This window comes from Flavobacterium marginilacus, from assembly GCF_026870155.1.
Lineage (GTDB): Bacteria > Bacteroidota > Bacteroidia > Flavobacteriales > Flavobacteriaceae > Flavobacterium > Flavobacterium marginilacus.
Map to the genome: position 1 here is coordinate 5218182 of NZ_CP113975.1, position 22973 is coordinate 5241154.

General features: G+C 41.2%; 6 protein-coding genes. 2 read left to right on the forward strand and 4 right to left on the reverse strand.

Annotation, left to right across the window (positions count from 1 at the left end; all coding sequences use genetic code 11):
- Positions 1 to 2 precede the first annotated feature (2 nt).
- A complete protein-coding gene (locus tag OZP07_RS21755; RefSeq protein ID WP_281636758.1) occupies positions 3 to 5015 on the reverse strand; it encodes a beta strand repeat-containing protein in 5013 nt (1670 codons plus the stop codon).
- A 61-nt stretch (positions 5016 to 5076) separates the two neighbouring features.
- On the opposite strand from OZP07_RS21755, the gene OZP07_RS21760 reads away from it, so the two are divergent.
- Entirely contained in the window at positions 5077 to 5217 is a 141-nt protein-coding gene (locus OZP07_RS21760) for a hypothetical protein (RefSeq protein WP_281636759.1), read from the forward strand.
- A 573-nt stretch (positions 5218 to 5790) separates the two neighbouring features.
- Here the strand turns inward: OZP07_RS21760 and OZP07_RS21765 are convergent.
- Positions 5791 to 6732, reverse strand: coding sequence for a SprB repeat-containing protein (locus tag OZP07_RS21765; RefSeq protein WP_281636760.1), 942 nt, complete (start codon positions 6730 to 6732; stop codon positions 5791 to 5793).
- A gap of 61 nt (positions 6733 to 6793) precedes the next feature.
- Between OZP07_RS21765 and OZP07_RS21770 the strand changes: the two genes are divergently transcribed.
- Complete coding sequence (locus tag OZP07_RS21770; protein WP_281636759.1) at positions 6794 to 6934, forward strand: hypothetical protein; 141 nt, start codon at positions 6794 to 6796, stop codon at positions 6932 to 6934.
- Positions 6935 to 7553: 619 nt separating this feature from the next.
- On the opposite strand, the gene OZP07_RS21775 is transcribed toward OZP07_RS21770, so the two are convergent.
- Both OZP07_RS21775 and OZP07_RS21780 read right to left on the reverse strand, forming a co-directional pair.
- Complete coding sequence (locus tag OZP07_RS21775) at positions 7554 to 18635, reverse strand: SprB repeat-containing protein (RefSeq protein ID WP_281636761.1); 11082 nt, start codon at positions 18633 to 18635, stop codon at positions 7554 to 7556.
- Positions 18636 to 18944: 309 nt separating this feature from the next.
- A complete protein-coding gene (locus tag OZP07_RS21780) occupies positions 18945 to 22973 on the reverse strand; it encodes a PorP/SprF family type IX secretion system membrane protein (protein ID WP_281636762.1) in 4029 nt (1342 codons plus the stop codon).

The following is a 22973-nucleotide window of genomic DNA, read 5'->3' on the forward strand; positions in this document are numbered from 1 at the left end:
TGTTACTGTATTTGAGGATGCACTGCAGCCTGTTGTGCTATCGGTAACTGTAAGGGTATAGCGTTAGATGACAGACCTGTTACCGTTACTGTATTTCCTGATTTTGTTATCTGTGAGGCAGCAACTGATGGCGATAATACATAAGTGTAGTTTCCTGTACTGCTCGCGCCTGTTACTGTAAATACTGCCGTACCGTCTGCTGTGCCAAAACATTTTTCATCTGTTTTAACTCCTGATACTGCAACTGCAGGTGACGGATCTATCGTTTTTGATGCCTGCTTGGTACAGCCGTTGGCATCTTTTACTTCAAATACATAGTTCCCTGGAAGAAGTCCTGTAAAGATTCCGCTCGATGCGCCTGTTGCATTGACCGTGGTTCCTGAAACTATCGTGTAAGCAATCGGAGCTGCTCCTCCAACTGATGTAAGGGTAATGCCCGTTGTTGTCGAATTACACGTAATCGGAGTAAGGCCTGTGAAAGTAATTCCTGTAGGCGGGTTTAATTTCTTAACGGTAATGTTTTGGGATACTGTTGTACACCCGTTAGCATCTTTTACCTGGTAAGCGATTACCTGGTCGGATGTTCCGTTGTCATTTACTGTATAAGTGTTTACTGAGGTAAAGCCGCCTCCATTAAAACTGTAGGTATAAGCTCCTGTTCCCCCTGATGCGCTTACTGTTACAACAGCAGACGTGCTGCAGGTGGTTGTAGCCGGTGCTGCAGCTGAAGCCGATAAGGCGGCGGCTGGCTCGTTTATAACAACTGCTGTGGATGCTGATGTACAGCCCAGTGCATCGGTAATTACGATATCATAAGTCCCTGCCGTAAGTCCTGCAGTCACTGCTGTGGCTGAAACTGCTGTACCTCCTTTAGTAACGCTGTACGTATACGGCGCTTTGCCTGATGTCGGTGTAATTGTGATGCTTCCTGTGGCATCTCCTTTACATTTAACATCTTCTTTATTAGTGCTTAAGGTTAAGACAGTTGCTTTTGTATTTACAATTACATCTGCTGAAACTGCCTGGCACGCTGGTGATGCTGAGTCAGTAACTCTAAATCTATAGGTTCCTGCTGCAGATGTTACATATGGGTTTGATATTCCTGTAGTATAACTAACTCCGCCATTTGAGGAAACTGCATACGTATAAGCACCAGTACCCCCGTTGGCTGATAAATTAATAGTCGTATTTGGAGTACAGGCGGTATCCGCTGCCGGGGAGGCAGTAAGGGTCAATTGCGGTGCAACTGTATAAGGCTTGAAATCCACACAGCCAAATCCGTCTTTTACGTATAAAGTATAACTGCCGGGTGTTAAGCTGAATGTCGGGCTCGGCTGATAAGTGATTCCGTCTTTACTGTAGCTCAGTGTCCCTGTCCCTGTTCCGCTAACGGTAACTGAAACCGCTGTTCCAGTATAACATTGTGAGGCAGGTGTGTTAATCACAGGAAGGTTCTCTGATCCGATACTAACAGTCTGCTTAACTTCACAGCCGTTGGCGTCTTTTACATAGACATCAATACTGCTGGTCAAGACTGCTGTGTCTACTGTAGTGCCTGTTCCATATGCTGTTAGCACTGTTGAACCGCTTGCAGCATAGGCATAAGTATAGCCTGGTGATCCGCCGGTTATTGCTGTAATGGACAGTGTTGAAACAGTTGTGCTGCAATTAGTTTTTGTTCCTGAAACATTAAAGGTTATAGCTGTTGCTGCTCCTACTGTTACTGTATTTGAGGATGCACTGCAGCCTGTTGTGCTATCGGTAACTGTAAGGGTATAGCTGTTAGATGACAGACCTGTTACCGTTACTGTATTTCCTGATTTTGTTATCTGTGAGGCAGCAACTGATGGCGATAATACATAAGTGTAGTTTCCTGTACTGCTCGCGCCTGTTACTGTAAATACTGCCGTACCGTCTGCTGTGCCAAAACATTTTTCATCTGTTTTAACTCCTGATACTGCAACTGCAGGTGACGGATCTATCGTTTTTGATGCCTGCTTGGTACAGCCGTTGGCATCTTTTACTTCAAATACATAGTTCCCTGGAAGAAGTCCTGTAAAGATTCCGCTCGATGCGCCTGTTGCATTGACCGTGGTTCCTGAAACTATCGTGTAAGCAATCGGAGCTGCTCCTCCAACTGATGTAAGGGTAATACCCGTTGTTGTCGAATTACACGTAATCGGAGTAAGGCCTGTGAAAGTAATTCCTGTAGGCGGGTTTAATTTCTTAACGGTAATGTTTTGGGATACTGTTGTACACCCGTTAGCATCTTTTACCTGGTAAGCGATTACCTGGTCGGATGTTCCGTTGTCATTTACTGTATAAGTGTTTACTGAGGTAAAGCCGCCTCCATTAAAACTGTAGGTATAAGCTCCTGTTCCCCCTGATGCGCTTACTGTTACAACAGCTGACGTGCTGCAGGTGGTTGTAGCCGGTGCTGCAGCTGAAGCCGATAAAGCTGTGGATGGCTCGTTTATAACAACTGCTGTGGATGCTGATGTACAGCCCAGTGCATCGGTAATTACGATATCATAAGTCCCTGCCGTAAGTCCTGCAGTCACTGCTGTGGCTGAAACTGCTGTCCCTCCTTTGCTAACGCTGTAAGTATACGGCGCTTTGCCTGATGTCGGTGTAATTGTGATGCTTCCTGTAGCGTCTCCTTTACATTTAACATCTTCTTTTGTAGTGCTTAAGGTTAAAACAGTTGCTTTTGTGCTGACAATAACATCTGCTGAAACTGCCTGGCACGCTGGTGATGCTGAGTCAGTAACTCTAAATCTATAGGTTCCTGCTGCAGATGTTACATATGGGTTTGATATTCCTGTAGTATAACTAACTCCGCCATTTGAGGAAACTGCATACGTATAAGCACCAGTACCCCCGTTGGCTGATAAATTAATAGTCGTATTTGGAGTACAGGCGGTATCCGCTGCCGGGGAGGCAGTAAGGGTCAATTGCGGTGCAACTGTATAAGGCTTGAAATCCACACAGCCAAATCCGTCTTTTACGTATAAAGTATAACTGCCGGGTGTTAAGCTGAATGTCGGGCTCGGCTGATAAGTGATTCCGTCTTTACTGTAGCTCAGTGTCCCTGTCCCTGTTCCGCTAACGGTAACTGAAACCGCTGTTCCAGTATAACATTGTGAGGCAGGTGTGTTAATCACAGGAAGGTTCTCTGATCCGATACTAACAGTCTGCTTAACTTCACAGCCGTTGGCGTCTTTTACATAGACATCAATACTGCTGGTCAAGACTGCTGTGTCTACTGTAGTGCCTGTTCCATATGCTGTTAGCACTGTTGAACCGCTTGCAGCATAGGCATAAGTATAGCCTGGTGATCCGCCGGTTATTGCTGTAATGGACAGTGTTGAAACAGTTGTGCTGCAATTAGTTTTTGTTCCTGAAACATTAAAGGTTATAGCTGTTGCTGCTCCTACTGTTACTGTATTTGAGGATGCACTGCAGCCTGTTGTGCTATCGGTAACTGTAAGGGTATAGCTGTTAGATGACAGACCTGTTACCGTTACTGTATTTCCTGATTTTGTTATCTGTGAGGCAGCAACTGATGGCGATAATACATAAGTGTAGTTTCCTGTACTGCTCGCGCCTGTTACTGTAAATACTGCCGTACCGTCTGCTGTGCCAAAACATTTTTCATCTGTTTTAACTCCTGATACTGCAACTGCAGGTGACGGATCTATCGTTTTTGATGCCTGCTTGGTACAGCCGTTGGCATCTTTTACTTCAAATACATAGTTCCCTGGAAGAAGTCCTGTAAAGATTCCGCTCGATGCGCCTGTTGCATTGACCGTGGTTCCTGAAACTATCGTGTAAGCAATCGGAGCTGCTCCTCCAACTGATGTAAGGGTAATACCCGTTGTTGTCGAATTACACGTAATCGGAGTAAGGCCTGTGAAAGTAATTCCTGTAGGCGGGTTTAATTTCTTAACGGTAATGTTTTGGGATACTGTTGTACACCCGTTAGCATCTTTTACCTGGTAAGCGATTACCTGGTCGGATGTTCCGTTGTCATTTACTGTATAAGTGTTTACTGAGGTAAAGCCGCCTCCATTAAAACTGTAGGTATAAGCTCCTGTTCCCCCTGATGCGCTTACTGTTACAACAGCTGACGTGCTGCAGGTGGTTGTAGCCGGTGCTGCAGCTGAAGCCGATAAAGCTGTGGATGGCTCGTTTATAACAACTGCTGTGGATGCTGATGTACAGCCCAGTGCATCGGTAATTACGATATCATAAGTCCCTGCCGTAAGTCCTGCAGTCACTGCTGTGGCTGAAACTGCTGTCCCTCCTTTGCTAACGCTGTAAGTATACGGCGCTTTGCCTGATGTCGGTGTAATTGTGATGCTTCCTGTAGCGTCTCCTTTACATTTAACATCTTCTTTTGTAGTGCTTAAGGTTAAAACAGTTGCTTTTGTGCTGACAATAACATCTGCTGAAACTGCCTGGCACGCTGGTGATGCTGAGTCAGTAACTCTAAATCTATAGGTTCCTGCTGCTGCTGTTACATATGGGTTTGATATTCCTGTAGTATAACTAACTCCGCCATTTGAAGAAACTGCATACGTATAAGCCCCAGTACCACCGTTGGCTGATAAATTAATAGTCGTATTTGGAGTACAGGCGGTATCCGCTGCCGGGGAGGCAGTAAGGGTCAATTGCGGTGCAACTGTATAAGGCTTGAAATCCACACAGCCAAATCCGTCTTTTACGTATAAAGTATAACTGCCGGGTGTTAAGCTGAATGTCGGGCTCGGCTGATAAGTGATTCCGTCTTTACTGTAGCTCAGTGTCCCTGTCCCTGTTCCGCTAACGGTAACTGAAACCGCTGTTCCAGTATAACATTGTGAGGCAGGTGTGTTAATCACAGGAAGGTTCTCTGATCCGATACTAACAGTCTGCTTAACTTCACAGCCGTTGGCGTCTTTTACATAGACATCAATACTGCTGGTCAAGACTGCTGTGTCTACTGTAGTGCCTGTTCCATATGCTGTTAGCACTGTTGAACCGCTTGCAGCATAGGCATAAGTATAGCCTGGTGATCCGCCGGTTATTGCTGTAATGGACAGTGTTGAAACAGTTGTGCTGCAATTAGTTTTTGTTCCTGAAACATTAAAGGTTATAGCTGTTGCTGCTCCTACTGTTACTGTATTTGAGGATGCACTGCAGCCTGTTGTGCTATCGGTAACTGTAAGGGTATAGCTGTTAGATGACAGACCTGTTACCGTTACTGTATTTCCTGATTTTGTTATCTGTGAGGCAGCAACTGATGGCGATAATACATAAGTGTAGTTTCCTGTACTGCTCGCGCCTGTTACTGTAAATACTGCCGTACCGTCTGCTGTGCCAAAACATTTTTCATCTGTTTTAACTCCTGATACTGCAACTGCAGGTGACGGATCTATCGTTTTTGATGCCTGCTTGGTACAGCCGTTGGCATCTTTTACTTCAAATACATAGTTCCCTGGAAGAAGTCCTGTAAAGATTCCGCTCGATGCGCCTGTTGCATTGACCGTGGTTCCTGAAACTATCGTGTAAGCAATCGGAGCTGCTCCTCCAACTGATGTAAGGGTAATGCCCGTTGTTGTCGAATTACACGTAATCGGAGTAAGGCCTGTGAAAGTAATTCCTGTAGGCGGGTTTAATTTCTTAACGGTAATGTTTTGGGATACTGTTGTACACCCGTTAGCATCTTTTACCTGGTAAGCGATTACCTGGTCGGATGTTCCGTTGTCATTTACTGTATAAGTGTTTACTGAGGTAAAGCCGCCTCCATTAAAACTGTAGGTATAAGCTCCTGTTCCCCCTGATGCGCTTACTGTTACAACAGCAGACGTGCTGCAGGTGGTTGTAGCCGGTGCTGCAGCTGAAGCCGATAAGGCGTGCTGGCTCGTTTATAACAACTGCTGTGGATGCTGATGTACAGCCCAGTGCATCGGTAATTACGATATCATAAGTCCCTGCCGTAAGTCCTGCAGTCACTGCTGTGGCTGAAACTGCTGTACCTCCTTTAGTAACGCTGTACGTATACGGCGCTTTGCCTGATGTCGGTGTAATTGTGATGCTTCCTGTGGCATCTCCTTTACATTTAACATCTTCTTTATTAGTGCTTAAGGTTAAGACAGTTGCTTTTGTATTTACAATTACATCTGCTGAAACTGCCTGGCACGCTGGTGATGCTGAGTCAGTAACTCTAAATCTATAGGTTCCTGCTGCAGATGTTACATATGGGTTTGATATTCCTGTAGTATAACTAACTCCGCCATTTGAGGAAACTGCATACGTATAAGCACCAGTACCACCGTTGGCTGATAAATTAATAGTCGTATTTGGAGTACAGGCGGTATCCGCTGCCGGGGAGGCAGTAAGGGTCAATTGCGGTGCAACTGTATAAGGCTTGAAATCCACACAGCCAAATCCGTCTTTTACGTATAAAGTATAACTGCCGGGTGTTAAGCTGAATGTCGGGCTCGGCTGATAAGTGATTCCGTCTTTACTGTAGCTCAGTGTCCCTGTCCCTGTTCCGCTAACGGTAACTGAAACCGCTGTTCCAGTATAACATTGTGAGGCAGGTGTGTTAATCACAGGAAGGTTCTCTGATCCGATACTAACAGTCTGCTTAACTTCACAGCCGTTGGCGTCTTTTACATAGACATCAATACTGCTGGTCAAGACTGCTGTGTCTACTGTAGTGCCTGTTCCATATGCTGTTAGCACTGTTGAACCGCTTGCAGCATAGGCATAAGTATAGCCTGGTGATCCGCCGGTTATTGCTGTAATGGACAGTGTTGAAACAGTTGTGCTGCAATTAGTTTTTGTTCCTGAAACATTAAAGGTTATAGCTGTTGCTGCTCCTACTGTTACTGTATTTGAGGATGCACTGCAGCCTGTTGTGCTATCGGTAACTGTAAGGGTATAGCTGTTAGATGACAGACCTGTTACCGTTACTGTATTTCCTGATTTTGTTATCTGTGAGGCAGCAACTGATGGCGATAATACATAAGTGTAGTTTCCTGTACTGCTCGCGCCTGTTACTGTAAATACTGCCGTACCGTCTGCTGTGCCAAAACATTTTTCATCTGTTTTAACTCCTGATACTGCAACTGCAGGTGACGGATCTATCGTTTTTGATGCCTGCTTGGTACAGCCGTTGGCATCTTTTACTTCAAATACATAGTTCCCTGGAAGAAGTCCTGTAAAGATTCCGCTCGATGCGCCTGTTGCATTGACCGTGGTTCCTGAAACTATCGTGTAAGCAATCGGAGCTGCTCCTCCAACTGATGTAAGGGTAATACCCGTTGTTGTCGAATTACACGTAATCGGAGTAAGGCCTGTGAAAGTAATTCCTGTAGGCGGGTTTAATTTCTTAACGGTAATGTTTTGGGATACTGTTGTACAGTCGTTAGCATCTTTTACCTGGTAAGCGATTACCTGGTCGGATGTTCCGTTGTCATTTACTGTATAAGTGTTTACTGAGGTAAAGCCGCCTCCATTAAAACTGTAGGTATAAGCTCCTGTTCCCCCTGATGCGCTTACTGTTACAACAGCAGACGTGCTGCAGGTGGTTGTAGCCGGTGCTGCAGCTGAAGCCGATAAGGCGCGGCTGGCTCGTTTATAACAACTGCTGTGGATGCTGATGTACAGCCCAGTGCATCGGTAATTACGATATCATAAGTCCCTGCCGTAAGTCCTGCAGTCACTGCTGTGGCTGAAACTGCTGTCCCTCCTTTAGTAACGCTGTACGTATACGGCGCTTTGCCTGATGTCGGTGTAATTGTGATGCTTCCTGTGGCATCTCCTTTACATTTAACATCTTCTTTATTAGTGCTTAAGGTTAAGACAGTTGCTTTTGTATTTACAATTACATCTGCTGAAACTGCCTGACACGCTGGTGATGCTGAGTCAGTAACTCTAAATCTATAGGTTCCTGCTGCAGATGTAATGTATGGATTAGATATTCCTGTAGTATAACTAACTCCGCCATTTGAGGAAACTGCATACGTATAAGCGCCAGTACCCCCGTTGGCTGATAAATTAATAGTCGTATTTGGAGTACAGGCGGTATCCGCTGCCGGGGAGGCAGTAAGGGTCAATTGCGGTGCAACTGTATAAGGCTTGAAATCCACACAGCCAAATCCGTCTTTTACGTATAAAGTATAACTGCCGGGTGTTAAGCTGAATGTCGGGCTCGGCTGATAAGTGATTCCGTCTTTACTGTAGCTCAGTGTCCCTGTCCCTGTTCCGCTAACGGTAACTGAAACCGCTGTTCCAGTATAACATTGTGAGGCAGGTGTGTTAATCACAGGAAGGTTCTCTGATCCGATACTAACAGTCTGCTTAACTTCACAGCCATTGGCGTCTTTTACATAGACATCAATACTGCTGGTCAAGACTGCTGTGTCTACTGTAGTGCCTGTTCCATATGCTGTTAGCACTGTTGAACCGCTTGCAGCATAGGCATAAGTATAGCCTGGTGATCCGCCGGTTATTGCTGTAATGGACAGTGTTGAAACAGTTGTGCTGCAATTAGTTTTTGTTCCTGAAACATTAAAGGTTATAGCTGTTGCTGCTCCTACTGTTACTGTATTTGAGGATGCACTGCAGCCTGTTGTGCTATCGGTAACTGTAAGGATATAGCTGTTAGATGACAGACCTGTTACCGTTACTGTATTTCCTGATTTTGTTATCTGTGAGGCAGCAACTGATGGCGATAATACATAAGTGTAGTTTCCTGTACTGCTCGCGCCTGTTACTGTAAATACTGCCGTACCGTCTGCTGTGCCAAAACATTTTTCATCTGTTTTAACTCCTGATACTGCAACTGCAGGTGACGGATCTATCGTTTTTGATGCCTGCTTGGTACAGCCGTTGGCATCTTTTACTTCAAATACATAGTTCCCTGGAAGAAGTCCTGTAAAGATTCCGCTCGATGCGCCTGTTGCATTGACCGTGGTTCCTGAAACTATCGTGTAAGCAATCGGAGCTGCTCCTCCAACTGATGTAAGGGTAATGCCCGTTGTTGTCGAATTACACGTAATCGGAGTAAGGCCTGTGAAAGTAATTCCTGTAGGCGGGTTTAATTTCTTAACGGTAATGTTTTGGGATACTGTTGTACACCCGTTAGCATCTTTTACCTGGTAAGCGATTACCTGGTCGGATGTTCCGTTGTCATTTACTGTATAAGTGTTTACTGAGGTAAAGCCGCCTCCATTAAAACTGTAGGTATAAGCTCCTGTTCCCCCTGATGCGCTTACTGTTACAACAGCAGACGTGCTGCAGGTGGTTGTAGCCGGTGCTGCAGCTGAAGCCGATAAAGCTGTGGATGGCTCGTTTATAACAACTGCTGTGGATGCTGATGTACAGCCCAGTGCATCGGTAATTACGATATCATAAGTCCCTGCCGTAAGTCCTGCAGTCACTGCTGTGGCTGAAACTGCTGTCCCTCCTTTGCTAACGCTGTAAGTATACGGCGCTTTGCCTGATGTCGGTGTAATTGTGATGCTTCCTGTAGCGTCTCCTTTACATTTAACATCTTCTTTTGTAGTGCTTAAGGTTAAAACAGTTGCTTTTGTGCTGACAATAACATCTGCTGAAACTGCCTGGCACGCTGGTGATGCTGAGTCAGTAACTCTAAATCTATAGGTTCCTGCTGCTGCTGTTACATATGGGTTTGATATTCCTGTAGTATAACTAACGCCGCCATTTGAAGAAACTGCATACGTATAAGCCCCAGTACCACCGTTGGCTGATAAATTAATAGTCGTATTTGGAGTACAGGCGGTATCCGCTGCCGGGGAGGCAGTAAGGGTCAATTGCGGTGCAACTGTATAAGGCTTGAAATCCACACAGCCAAATCCGTCTTTTACGTATAAAGTATAACTGCCGGGTGTTAAGCTGAATGTCGGGCTCGGCTGATAAGTGATTCCGTCTTTACTGTAGCTCAGTGTCCCTGTCCCTGTTCCGCTAACGGTAACTGAAACCGCTGTTCCAGTATAACATTGTGAGGCAGGTGTGTTAATCACAGGAAGGTTCTCTGATCCGATACTAACAGTCTGCTTAACTTCACAGCCGTTGGCGTCTTTTACATAGACATCAATACTGCTGGTCAAGACTGCTGTGTCTACTGTAGTGCCTGTTCCATATGCTGTTAGCACTGTTGAACCGCTTGCAGCATAGGCATAAGTATAGCCTGGTGATCCGCCGGTTATTGCTGTAATGGACAGTGTTGAAACAGTTGTGCTGCAATTAGTTTTTGTTCCTGAAACATTAAAGGTTATAGCTGTTGCTGCTCCTACTGTTACTGTATTTGAGGATGCACTGCAGCCTGTTGTGCTATCGGTAACTGTAAGGGTATAGCTGTTAGATGACAGACCTGTTACCGTTACTGTATTTCCTGATTTTGTTATCTGTGAGGCAGCAACTGATGGCGATAATACATAAGTGTAGTTTCCTGTACTGCTCGCGCCTGTTACTGTAAATACTGCCGTACCGTCTGCTGTGCCAAAACATTTTTCATCTGTTTTAACTCCTGATACTGCAACTGCAGGTGACGGATCTATCGTTTTTGATGCCTGCTTGGTACAGCCGTTGGCATCTTTTACTTCAAATACATAGTTCCCTGGAAGAAGTCCTGTAAAGATTCCGCTCGATGCGCCTGTTGCATTGACCGTGGTTCCTGAAACTATCGTGTAAGCAATCGGAGCTGCTCCTCCAACTGATGTAAGGGTAATGCCCGTTGTTGTCGAATTACACGTAATCGGAGTAAGGCCTGTGAAAGTAATTCCTGTAGGCGGGTTTAATTTCTTAACGGTAATGTTTTGGGATACTGTTGTACAGTCGTTAGCATCTTTTACCTGGTAAGCGATTACCTGGTCGGATGTTCCGTTGTCATTTACTGTATAAGTGTTTACTGAGGTAAAGCCGCCTCCATTAAAACTGTAGGTATAAGCTCCTGTTCCCCCTGATGCGCTTACTGTTACAACAGCAGACGTGCTGCAGGTGGTTGTAGCCGGTGCTGCAGCTGAAGCCGATAAGGCGGCGGCTGGCTCGTTTATAACAACTGCTGTGGATGCTGATGTACAGCCCAGTGCATCGGTAATTACGATATCATAAGTCCCTGCCGTAAGTCCTGCAGTCACTGCTGTGGCTGAAACTGCTGTACCTCCTTTAGTAACGCTGTACGTATACGGCGCTTTGCCTGATGTCGGTGTAATTGTGATGCTTCCTGTGGCATCTCCTTTACATTTAACATCTTCTTTATTAGTGCTTAAGGTTAAGACAGTTGCTTTTGTATTTACAATTACATCTGCTGAAACTGCCTGACACGCTGGTGATGCTGAGTCAGTAACTCTAAATCTATAGGTTCCTGCTGCAGATGTAATGTATGGATTAGATATTCCTGTAGTATAACTAACTCCGCCATTTGAAGAAACTGCATACGTATAAGCGCCAGTACCCCCGTTGGCTGATAAATTAATAGTCGTATTTGGAGTACAGGCGGTATCCGCTGCCGGGGAGGCAGTAAGGGTCAATTGCGGTGCAACTGTATAAGGAATAGACTTAACACATCCAAATCCGTCTTTTATGGTAAGGATGTAATTATCCGGTGTTAAACTGAAGGTCGGGCTAGCCTGAAAATTAATTCCGTCTTTACTATACGTGGCTCCTCCTGTAGAAGTTCCGGTAATAGTAACACTGACTGCCGTTCCTGTATAACATGGAGGTGTCTGAGGATCAATCGTTGGACCGTCTTCTGGAACAATAGTAACTATCTGTTTTGCAGGACAGCCGTTAGCGTCTTTAACATAAACATCCCAAATTAAATCTGCTCCTGAATTAGTATCTACTGTCTGAACAGCACTAGAATCATAAGCAGATGTTGGACCTGCTGATGGGTTTTTAGCGTAAGCATATGAATAATTAGTAGTTCCGCCTGTTGCTGCAATTGTAATCTGTGAATTATCATTATTACAGTTTACTTTCGTTGGTGTAGCACTTGTAATTGATAAAGCAGCTGGCTGGGTTAAATTAACAGCATAAGTTACTTTACAGCCCGTAGTCCTATCTTTAACTTCAATAGTATAATTACTAGCTGCTAAATTACTTAAACTAATAGTAGCTGCAGATTGATTATTCTTACTGTCAATCGTTGTACCCAAAGTATTGGTGACAGCATAATCATAGTTATGGCTATTCAATCCACTAACTGTAAAATCAATTGCCCCAGTGTCGCCAAAACATTTGATTGGAGTAATTACTGAACCTCCAGCCACGATATCTGGCACACTTTTAATCTTATAATTTAAATCAAAACTACATCCATTTTTATCTGTTGCTCTGAAAACATAATCACCCGGCTTAAGATTTGTAAATTCGCCATTTTGAACTACTACAGAACTATACCCAGCAGGACCAGAAACAATTTGGTAATTGATAGGCGATGTTCCGCCTACTGCTTGAAATTTAACATGTGCTTCATAAGCTGGACATTCTAAACCTGTATCAAAAATTACATCAATACCAGTAATAAGAGACTTAGGAGCAATCACAACTGATAAAGGACCAAATTGACATCCATTAGCATCTTGGACATAAGCGGTTACTGTTTGATCTGTACCAGTAGAAAAAGTATTTACAGAAGTAAAATTAGAAGTTCCGTTAAAACTATACTTATAAGGCGCTGTACCTCCAGAACCATTAACAGTCACTATAGCATCAATAGTCCCTGTACTGCTGCAGCCCAATTCGGTTGCACTAATTGTTCCACCAACAACAGCTGGATTTAATATTGTAAAATTACTAACTGCAGATTCACATCCTTTGCTGTCAATAACCTTAATATTATAAGTACCTGCAGCTAAACCTGTAAATTGATTAGCAGCCTGAGTAGTATAAGTTGCTGCACTATTTAATTTAATTGCATACGTATAAGCAGCAGTTGCACCATTAGCCGCAGTTACTGTAATAGTACCATCATTTAAATTATTACAAGTAATGTCGGTTGAAATACCAGTTAATGTTGGCGTTGTTTTCGCAGTAACTGTAATAGTATTACTCACTGCTGGACAGTCTTTGCTGTCTTTTACAGTAAAGACATAGTTTCCAGCAAGTGTGGCTGTATATGGAAATGTTAAAGAAACAGGGGTATCACTATTACGGGAAACAGTATAAGTATAAGGTCCGCCATAACCACCTGTAACGGTAGCGCTAATAGAAGCATTTACTAAACAGGTTAAATCTTGATCTAACTGTGCTGTTAAAGTTAATTGTGGCTCAATCTTAATATTATTAATTGTGTAAGTACAATTATTACTGTCTGTTACTACAATAGTATGAGTACCAACTCCTACTGAATTAAAAGTATTACTTCCTTGAGAAGCACCACCGTCTAAACTATATGCAAACGGACTTAACCCTCCTGAAACAGTAACTACTAATGAAGCCTGATTTACGGTATCATAACAAAAATCCGATGAGGCGTTCAGACTAGCCGTAAAACCTGAAGGGGCTGTAAAACTTACAACAGCACCAATAGGACTGACACAAGAATTAACATCCCTTGCAAATACAGTATAATTTCCTGCCGAAACATTTGCGAACTGTGCACTGCTGCTAAAAGCAGTTATTACAGTAGTTCCATTAGAAGCACGCAGTTCATATTCATATCCTGGGTTTCCGCCTGCTGCTACAGCAGTTATTGTTGCTCCTGTAGTACAGGTTGGTGCTTTAGTAACAGATGCTGTTACTGTTACGCTAGTTGGTGCTTTAATATCTTGTTTTAAAGTATACTGGCAAGTACCTGTAGCATCATTACGAACAACAATTGTATGCGTGCCAACGCCAAATCCAGTTAATACTAAAGAAGAAAGAGCAGTTGACTGAAAAGCAGCTCCATCAACTGAATATTGATATCCTGATGCACTGAAATTTTCGGCAGCAAGAGTGATTGTTCCATTAGCCTGCCCAAAACATATTGCATCAGTAAAAGTTGGTAACGAAGCTTTAAACGCTTTACCACCATCAACTTTAACTGGAACTGATCTTTCATTTCCGCATGCTTTTGGAACTTGATATACATGAATATCGTCAACAGCTAAATCATTTCCATCAACAACCTGACTATTGGAAATAATTTGAAATTCTAAAGAAGTATTATTACCAGGATTTAATGTCAAAATAGACCCTCCAGCCAAATCTGTACTCGAATGCCAGATTTCATCTCTTGGGATACTTGGCATAGCTTGAGAAGCAATTACAGTTGTTCCTTTTACCAATTGAACTCTCAATTGAGGTGAAGGCAGATCATTAGTAATTTTCAATAAATTAGTCATGTACAATGACACGTTAATCTCTTGATTTGGTATAATGTCGTTAATTGTTTTTTGATATAAAACAGCTCCAAGAGGAATAGTTTTACCAATATTAACGGCTAAAAATCTTCCATCTGTAATAGCTGGAGTATTATTTAATACAGCTGTATGGTCTTTTGGCAAATACCAATTGAAATCATTAGCATGATCTGGCAGTAAAGCTTTTGTAACAACATAATCTCCATCGTTCAATAACCAAGGATTCCAATCTTCAGGTGTACGTCTGCAATCAGCAAAGGCGATTGTGTTACCGTCCTGCTTTTCCCAGCAATAAGCGCCATTTATTCCTGGCGATGTTGTATCATCCCCTTTACCGAAATCCTCCTGTAACAGATTACTGTAACTGGATACTGTCTGAACATTATATTTTACAATTACGGTATGATCACCAGAAGGTACATTTGTAAAAACATTATTGTTTAACGGTGAATTAGGTACCGGCGGGTTTGTTCCAGTTTTCAAATAATACTCATAAGTATATGTAGTTCCTCCTGATACAGTCGGATTATTTACAATTACAGTAGCTGTAGCACTGCCATCGCAATTATAGATAGTGTCAATATTATTTTGAATATCCGGATCGGCTGGTTTTGGATCAAGAGTTACTGAATATGGTATTTTAAATACACATCCTAAAGCATCTTTGACTGCTAAATTATATGTACCGGCTATAACATATTTCTGACTTACATTTTCCCAAGTGTTCCCTCCGTCATAACTATACTGATAAGGAGCAGTACCTCCTTCTACGTTAGTAATACGTAAAAGTCCTGTTGGCTGACCACCTACTAAAGAACCGCAACCAGCCAATTCACCAACACCAGCAGAAGCAGTAACAGCCGAAGTCGGACCACTAATATTAATTGTCTGAACTGGATCAAGAGGGCAAACAACAGTTTCAGTATATGGATAATTTGATATTGGATACGTAACACTAAAACGAACCAGAACCTTATACTGTCCAGCATATAAATTTAGGAACTCAATACCAGTAGCAGTTCCTTGAACATAAGTAGCTCCATTATCTATACTATATTCTACTTTATAACCAGCACTGCTGCCATTTAAAGCAATGCTGATTTTAGCTTTATCGTCATAACAATTTGTATTCGTATTCGTAACAGTATAAGTTGGCTTTTTCAATAAATCAACTTGTTGCGTTACTGTTATTTCACAGTTATTTAGCCCTACTACTCGAATTTTATATAAACCCGGAGAAGTAACTTGAATTTCATTTGAAGTTTGAAAAGCTGCAGAACCGTTTACAAAATAAGAAAAGGTATTAGAGTAATTTCTATCTTGTTGCGCATCAATCTTAATAACCCCATTGTTACAGTCTGTTAAAGGAATTTTTATAGACGGAGTAGCTTTCATCTCACCAGCAGATTCTGCGACTGCGACATAATATTGAGTATATGTACAGCCATCAGCCGTTGTAACAGTATATGAATATGCGCCTGAGTCTAAACCTGTGAAAGTAAAATCAGAATTTGCAGTAGTTACTTTATTTAATGAAGTTCCATTTTTAAAAATCTCATAGGTATAGGGTCCTCTTACGTCATTTGCAGCTACCTTTATACTTCCTTTCTCACCATAACATAAAGGACTATTTACAAACTGATCTACAGTAAAATTCCTTTGTCTGATTTGAATATTTTTTATCTCAAAAATACAAGGATTTGAAGTTACTCCTTTTTGTCTAATAAAAACAGTATACAATCCTGCAGTATTTATGGTAAAGCTATTACCGCTTTGGTAAGGAATAGAAGCTGTCGTACCATTAGCACTGCTAATACTATATTCATAATCCGTGAGCGGAATACCTCCTATTGTAATGTTCCCTTTGGTATTACAAATAATATCCGAATGCGTTTCAGTAGGATTCAATGCATTTTTATAAACATTAAAATAAAAACGGTTGAAACAATTTCCCGGATAACTTAGAGTTAATCTAAATTGACCTGAAGCATTTGCAGTATAACTAGGTCCTGTTCCAACTGAGTCCCATTTACAAGTACTGCTTTCGTTAGCACAATTCTTATCAGTTACTGCCGTACAGCTTGTTTCGTCTAATTTCTCCCAGACAATTGTTGAACCATCTGAAATATTTGTATTAATTGCTCTAGTAGCATTGGCACCGCACAAAAATATATTTGGCAATTGTTTTCCAGCACCTCCGCTTACACAAGTAACAATTTCATCTGCAAACGGAATTACAGGATTGGTTGCTATTGTCCCAAAACGAGAAACAGTTACTTCCTCTGTTATTGACAAACATGGGGCCGCAGCGGTATCATATACATAATATTTGCCTGGATTAGTAACTGTAAGCGTTTGGCTGTTGCCCAAAATAGTACCAGTTGTAACACCATTATTATCAAATGGACTAGTTGACCACTTATAGCTAGTATACCCACTGGCCGCTTTAATATCAACACTATTACCACACAAAATTTCACTCTTAGTAAATTTACAAGCATCTACTCCGACTAAAAAATTTGTTGCTTCAGGCAATCCTATATTACAGGTTGTGAAAGAAGATAAACTAGGGTCATCTGTAATTTGAGATGGATTGTCTTTTCCTGTATAAGTTGCATAAGCAGAGTTTTTAACAATATTTGAACAAGCATCACTCAACTCATTACAAGAATTAACTACTTTAACTTTTAATTCTATTGTATAACGAGGGTCACTTATTTCAACATACTGTTTTGGTACAGTAAATATAATCGTACGAGTAGCCGCATTATAAGTATGAGTTACTTTATATGTAATACCGCCAACAACAATATCAGGCGGTAAAGAAACTATATCTGTCGGATAATTAAAATTAATATTAATTGGGAGAACATCCTTAATTGTAAAATTTTGAGCAGGATCATTACCAATATTTTGGAAACCTATAACATAATTTAATTGCTGTCCTAAAGTAACATTCTGATTCCCGACATTCTTACGAGGAGAAGAATTATCAAAAACTTCTTTAGTTAATACAATTTTTGGTTCAATTATATCGACTGCAAAAGCATTGAAATAATAAAAATAAACATCTTGAGTACTTCCAAGTGTTATAGTCGCATTAGTTGCATTATTGGCTATAATAACATTACTAGGGTTATTAATATTTAAAATACCTGCATCATATCCTAAAGTATTAGTACTTGTGGGTGTTCTGTCAAGAAAATTTTCGGTTATTCCTGTGGAAGGATTTATATAAGTAACACTACTGTTAAAAAAATTTGTTGCAGAACGAATCTCAGTATTCGCAGAATTAACAGCATTAATTGAAGTCCCATTAATCTTTAAATAATCACCGGCAATTGGTTGATCCCCTTCAAGAGCAGCAAAAGCAAACTTAACTTTTACAGGTCCAGTAGGAATCGTTTTAAAACCCGAAATTGGAATATCTAAGGTTGTTGCACCTCCAATACCGCTAAACCCATCGAAAGTAGTTATATATTTAGATGGTAATGTTGGATCTTCATAAACTACAAAAATCGACCAACCTGCAGAAAGACCAGTACCACCATTCCCGCCTGTACTTGAAATAACATTCGCAACTGTATAATCTCCTTGAGCATTAGTCAAACTCGTAATTAAACTCGTAATATCTGCATAACATGCATAAGGTTTATTATTATCTCCACCGATAGGGGTAGTATTTGCATCATAAACTATACTGCCTGTAATCTCATTATAAGTAGTTGCATTTGGTAATTTAAGTCTGACCTTTTCAATATTGCTTCGGTCATTTTGTTGCAAAACCGCACCCCAATATAAACCAGCGTATACTATTTTATAACAATCAGGTTTAGGTATTGTCAATTTTGCAGTACTTGAACTAAAATTTTTTCCTCCGTCAGTATCAACATTGACATACTCCATGCTGAAATCGGAATTATAACCACTTCCATTATAAGAATTATTAGGTCTTTCTCCTCTTCTTTCGTTTCTATTCAATATATTATTTCCAATAAGCAACATATCTCCCTTTAATTTTTTATCAAACCTGGGAGGAGTAAAGGATTTAAGATTTTGTGCAAAAACATTTGAAGTCTGTAAAAAAATAAAAAAAATCAAACCTACTATGATTTTTTTTCGAGCTAAAAATGCGATCTCTAGAGGAGTAAAAATCCTCAAATAAAACAAGTCATTATCTTTAGAAGAGTTTCTAAAAGAACTACTATAAAACAAATTTTTAATCAATGATAACAACCAATGACCAATTTCAGAAAAAGTAGGTTTTTTCATGTTTATGTAAATTTATCTCTAAGCATCAATTCAAATTCAATAGGGCAGTTGAATAAAAAATGATGCTTAGAAAATTTCAATTAAATGTTGTTTTTTAACTAAATTTTTATGATTTTACATTGTTTTGTAATAAAAAACAGGTGCAATATCATTAATTTAAGCAAATTTAAATTTTTTTTACTTTTTAATACAACAGTTTTTTTGTGATTTATATTACAAATACTGTCTTAAAAAAAATAAAAGTAAACATTTTAAAATAAAATCAAATAGAAAAGTTAATTATTTTATCCCAAATAAATCTTGATAAAATTATTTTTCAATTTTAACAATTACCATTTTTCCATTGTATGGTTTATTACCTTTTGCACCCAATGCTTCCGTTGCTTCTTGAATATTATCAAACTTGTCGGTGTATATAAAATATCTGCTGGTATTTACATCATAGAAGAAGTTCACATTTGACTGTCCAGCTGCAACAGTCTTGGTGACAAATGCATCTCTTTTTGCGACATCTCCATGTACAGCTAATATCATATAATAACCGCTTTCCAAATTTTTATTGTTTTTAATAATCTGCATATTTGCCTGATTATCTCCAAAATCAAAATCTTCAGCTTTCAACGGAACACTGCTTACTTTAGTAGTCGCTTTTATCTGTTTCAAAGTAGCTATATCCTGAGCTAAACGATCCTGATCATTTGTAGTAATCGCACGTTTGATTCTACGTTTTTTCTCAATTTCAGTTTCCACTTTAATTTTTTCTAATGTGGAAATTAAAGCTGCATTAGACTGTTCCGCCTTAACTTGTTCGGCCTTTAAATTTTCGATAGTCTTCAAATAATTTTGATTAATAAGATCATTTTTAGATGTCTTTTTAAGTCTTTCATTGTAAAGTCTATTGAACTCAGCCAAATTATCAACCCGCACTTTATTCAATTCCGCAATTTGAGATTTAATGGATTCCAACTCAGCATTTTCACCAGCTGTACTTTTGAACTCAACAGCTGTTTTAACGATTCCTTTATCACTTAAATCGTTTTCCTCTCTCATATCCTTCAATGCTTTTTCTTTGTTGACTACAGATGCGTCCAAACGGCTCAGCAATTGCTGCTGTTTCCTTTTCGAATCTTCAAGAGTAGTTGCCAGATAATCCATTGATTTACCATATTCATCTTTAGGCATAGCATCTGCCTTAGCTTTTGCTAATGCCTCAACTGCAAGTTTTGCAGCAGCAGCAGCTTCAGCTTTTTCCTGCTCAGCCTGAGCATCGGCTTTGGCTTTATTCTCTGCAGCTAATTTGGCGGCGGCGGCGTCAGCAATCACTTTAGCCTTGGCGTCAGCAGCAAGTTTAGCAGCGGCGGCATCGGCATCGGCTTTCGCTTTTACTTCTGCAGCTAATTTGGCAGCGGCAGCATCGGCTTTGGCTTTATTATCTGCGGCAAGTTTAGCAGCAGCTTCGGCATCAGCTTTCGCTTTTGCTTCTGCAGCTAATTTGGCAGCTTCTGCGTCGGCTTTGGCTTTATTATCTGCGACAAGTTTAGCAGCAGCTTCGGCATCGGCTTTCGCTTTTGCTTCTGCAGCTAATTTGGCAGCGGCAGCATCGGCTTTGGCTTTATTATCTGCGGCAAGTTTAGCAGCAGCTTCGGCATCAGCTTTTGCTTTTGCTTCTGCAGCTAATTTGGCAGCGGCAGCTTCGGCTTTGGCTTTATTATCTGCGGCAAGTTTAGCAGCAGCTTCGGCATCAGCTTTTGCTTTTGCTTCTGCAGCTAATTTGGCAGTTTCTGCATCGGCTTTGGCTTTATTATCTGCGGCAAGTTTAGCAGCAGCTTCGGCATCGGCTTTCGCTTTTGCTTCTGCAGCTAATTTGGCAGCGACAGCATCGGCTTTGGCTTTATTATCTGCGGCAAGTTTAGCAGCAGCTTCGGCATCAGCTTTTGCTTTTGCTTCTGCAGCTAATTTGGAAGCTTCTGCGTCGGCTTTGGCTTTATTATCTGCGGCAAGTTTAGCAGCAGCTTCGGCATCGGCTTTCGCTTTTGCTTCTGCAGCTAATTTGGCAGCGGCAGCATCGGCTTTGGCTTTATTATCTGCGGCAAGTTTAGCAGCAGCTTCGGCATCAGCTTTTGCTTTTGCTTCTGCAGCTAATTTGGAAGCTTCTGCGTCGGCTTTGGCTTTATTATCTGCGGCAAGTTTAGCAGCTTCGGCATCAGCTTTCGCTTTTGCTTCTGCAGCTAATTTGGCAGTTTCTGCATCGGCTTTGGCTTTATTATCTGCAGCAAGTTTAGCAGCTTCGGCATCAGCTTTCGCTTTTGCTTCTGCAGCTAATTTGGCAGCGACAGCATCGGCTTTGGCTTTATTATCTGCGGCAAGTTTAGCAACAGCTTCGGCATCAGCTTTCGCTTTTACTTCTGCAGCTAATTTGGCAGCGGCAGCATCGGCTTTGGCTTTATTATCTGCGGCAAGTTTAGCAGCAGCTTCGGCATCAGCTTTCGCTTTTACTTCTGCAGCTAATTTGGCAGCGACAGCATCGGCTTTGGCTTTATTATCTGCGGCAAGTTTAGCAGCAGCTTCGGCATCAGCTTTCGCTTTTACTTCTGCAGCTAATTTGGCAGCGACAGCATCGGCTTTGGCTTTATTATCTGCGGCAAGTTTAGCAGCAGCTTCGGCATCAGCTTTCGCTTTTACTTCTGCAGCTAATTTGGAAGCGGCAGCATCGGCTTTGGCTTTATTATCTGCGGCAAGTTTAGCAGCTGCGACATCAGCATCCGCTTTTATTTTAGTATCAGCAGCTAATTTGGCAGCCGCCTCTTCTTTGGCTTTATTCTCTGTAGCAAGCTTAACTGCAGCATCAGCTTTCGCTTTTGCATCTGCAGCAATTTTAGCTGCATCGGCTTTCGCTTTTTTCTCTGCTGCCACTTTTGCCGCTGCATCAGCATCCGCTTTTACTTTAGTTTCAGCAGCTAATTTGGTTGCTGCTTTAGCTTTATTATCAGCTGCAAGTTTTGCAGCTGCATCTGCATCGGCTTTTACTTTAGTTTCAGCAGCTAATTTGGCTTTGTTTTCAGCTGCCGCTTTTACCGCTGCATCTGCTTTCGCTTTATTATTAGCATCTAGTTTTTCCTTAGCTGTAAGTTCTGGTTTCTTAACTGCCAATGCCGCCGCATCAGCTTTGGCTTTGGCATCTGCATCTAATTTAGCTTTACGCTGCAGAGCCAGAGCATCAGATTTAGCTTTTGCCAGCGTTGCTGCATCAGCCTTAGCTTTTGCAGCAGCATCTAATTTAGCTTTATTTGCTGCGGCGATTTTAGCCTGCTGAGCTGCTTTAGCATTAGCAGCTGTTTTCGTATTTGTAGTTGGTGCAGCAGCAATCTTCTTTTGAACAGGAGCTGGTTCAATTAAACCGCTTTCTTCTTCATCATCACCATAATCAAAATTCTTATTCTTGAATTTATAAGCTAGGACAATAATATGAGAACCTCCTAATTGTGAAATATCTCCTAGACCCATACCGTACGAATATTCAAGAGCTATTTTTGAGGTAATATTAAGCCCAACTCCAGCAGTCGCTCCTAATACAGAATTATAACCTGCCTGAGCCCAAATTCCTCTTGGAATGGTAAACATAGCTGAACCAGAAAAGACTGTTTTTTCTTTATTAACTTCAGTCTTGATTAAGGCCGAAAATTTACTTTTGTCAAAAAAACCGTAAGAATCAAGGTAACCGGTATACATCACATGTCCTTCAACGCCTTTGTTTGGATCGTCTTTTAAAATACCAGACTTAAAATTATAAGTAACCAAATTGGTAAATGAAACTCCAAAATCAAAAAATGTAGAACCATAATTTATCCCCGGATTAATGGTCAATAAAGTATTGGAAGGAATATTATCTAAAGAAGGATCTGCAAAATTAGAGATAACTTTTCCTTTGTCTAAACCGCTTTTATAAGCACTCAAATTAATACCAAAAGTCAAATTACTATCTTCCTGCAAAAGTATATTTTGTGCAAAATTGGCAACAAGACCTGTAGTGCTAAGTACTCCTTGAGACTGCTGAAAAATTCCTAATCCAACTCCTTGATTCTCACTGAAACGTCCAGAATAATTAAGCAGATACGTTTTGGGCGCATTTTCAAATCCAGCCCACTGGGTTTTGTTAAACAAAGTAATGTAGGTACTCTGCTGTCTTACAAAACTAAAAGTCGGATTAATTATGAACGAATTAAATTTTAAAGAGTTTCCTGGTGGAATAACATAAGATACAACACCGTCTTCTTGTTGTGCATAGAAAACATGAATAGAACAGCAAAAAAAGAAAACGCTTAGTAAAATTTTTTTCAT

Coding starts and splice junctions, on each gene's coding strand:
- OZP07_RS21760 (WP_281636759.1), top strand. CDS start 5,077: ATGGACAGTGTTGAAACAGTTGTGCTGCAATTAGTTTTTGTTCCTGAA.
- OZP07_RS21770 (WP_281636759.1), top strand. CDS start 6,794: ATGGACAGTGTTGAAACAGTTGTGCTGCAATTAGTTTTTGTTCCTGAA.
- OZP07_RS21775 (WP_281636761.1), bottom strand. CDS start 18,635: ATGAAAAAACCTACTTTTTCTGAAATTGGTCATTGGTTGTTATCATTG.
- OZP07_RS21780 (WP_281636762.1), bottom strand. CDS start 22,973: ATGAAAAAAATTTTACTAAGCGTTTTCTTTTTTTGCTGTTCTATTCAT.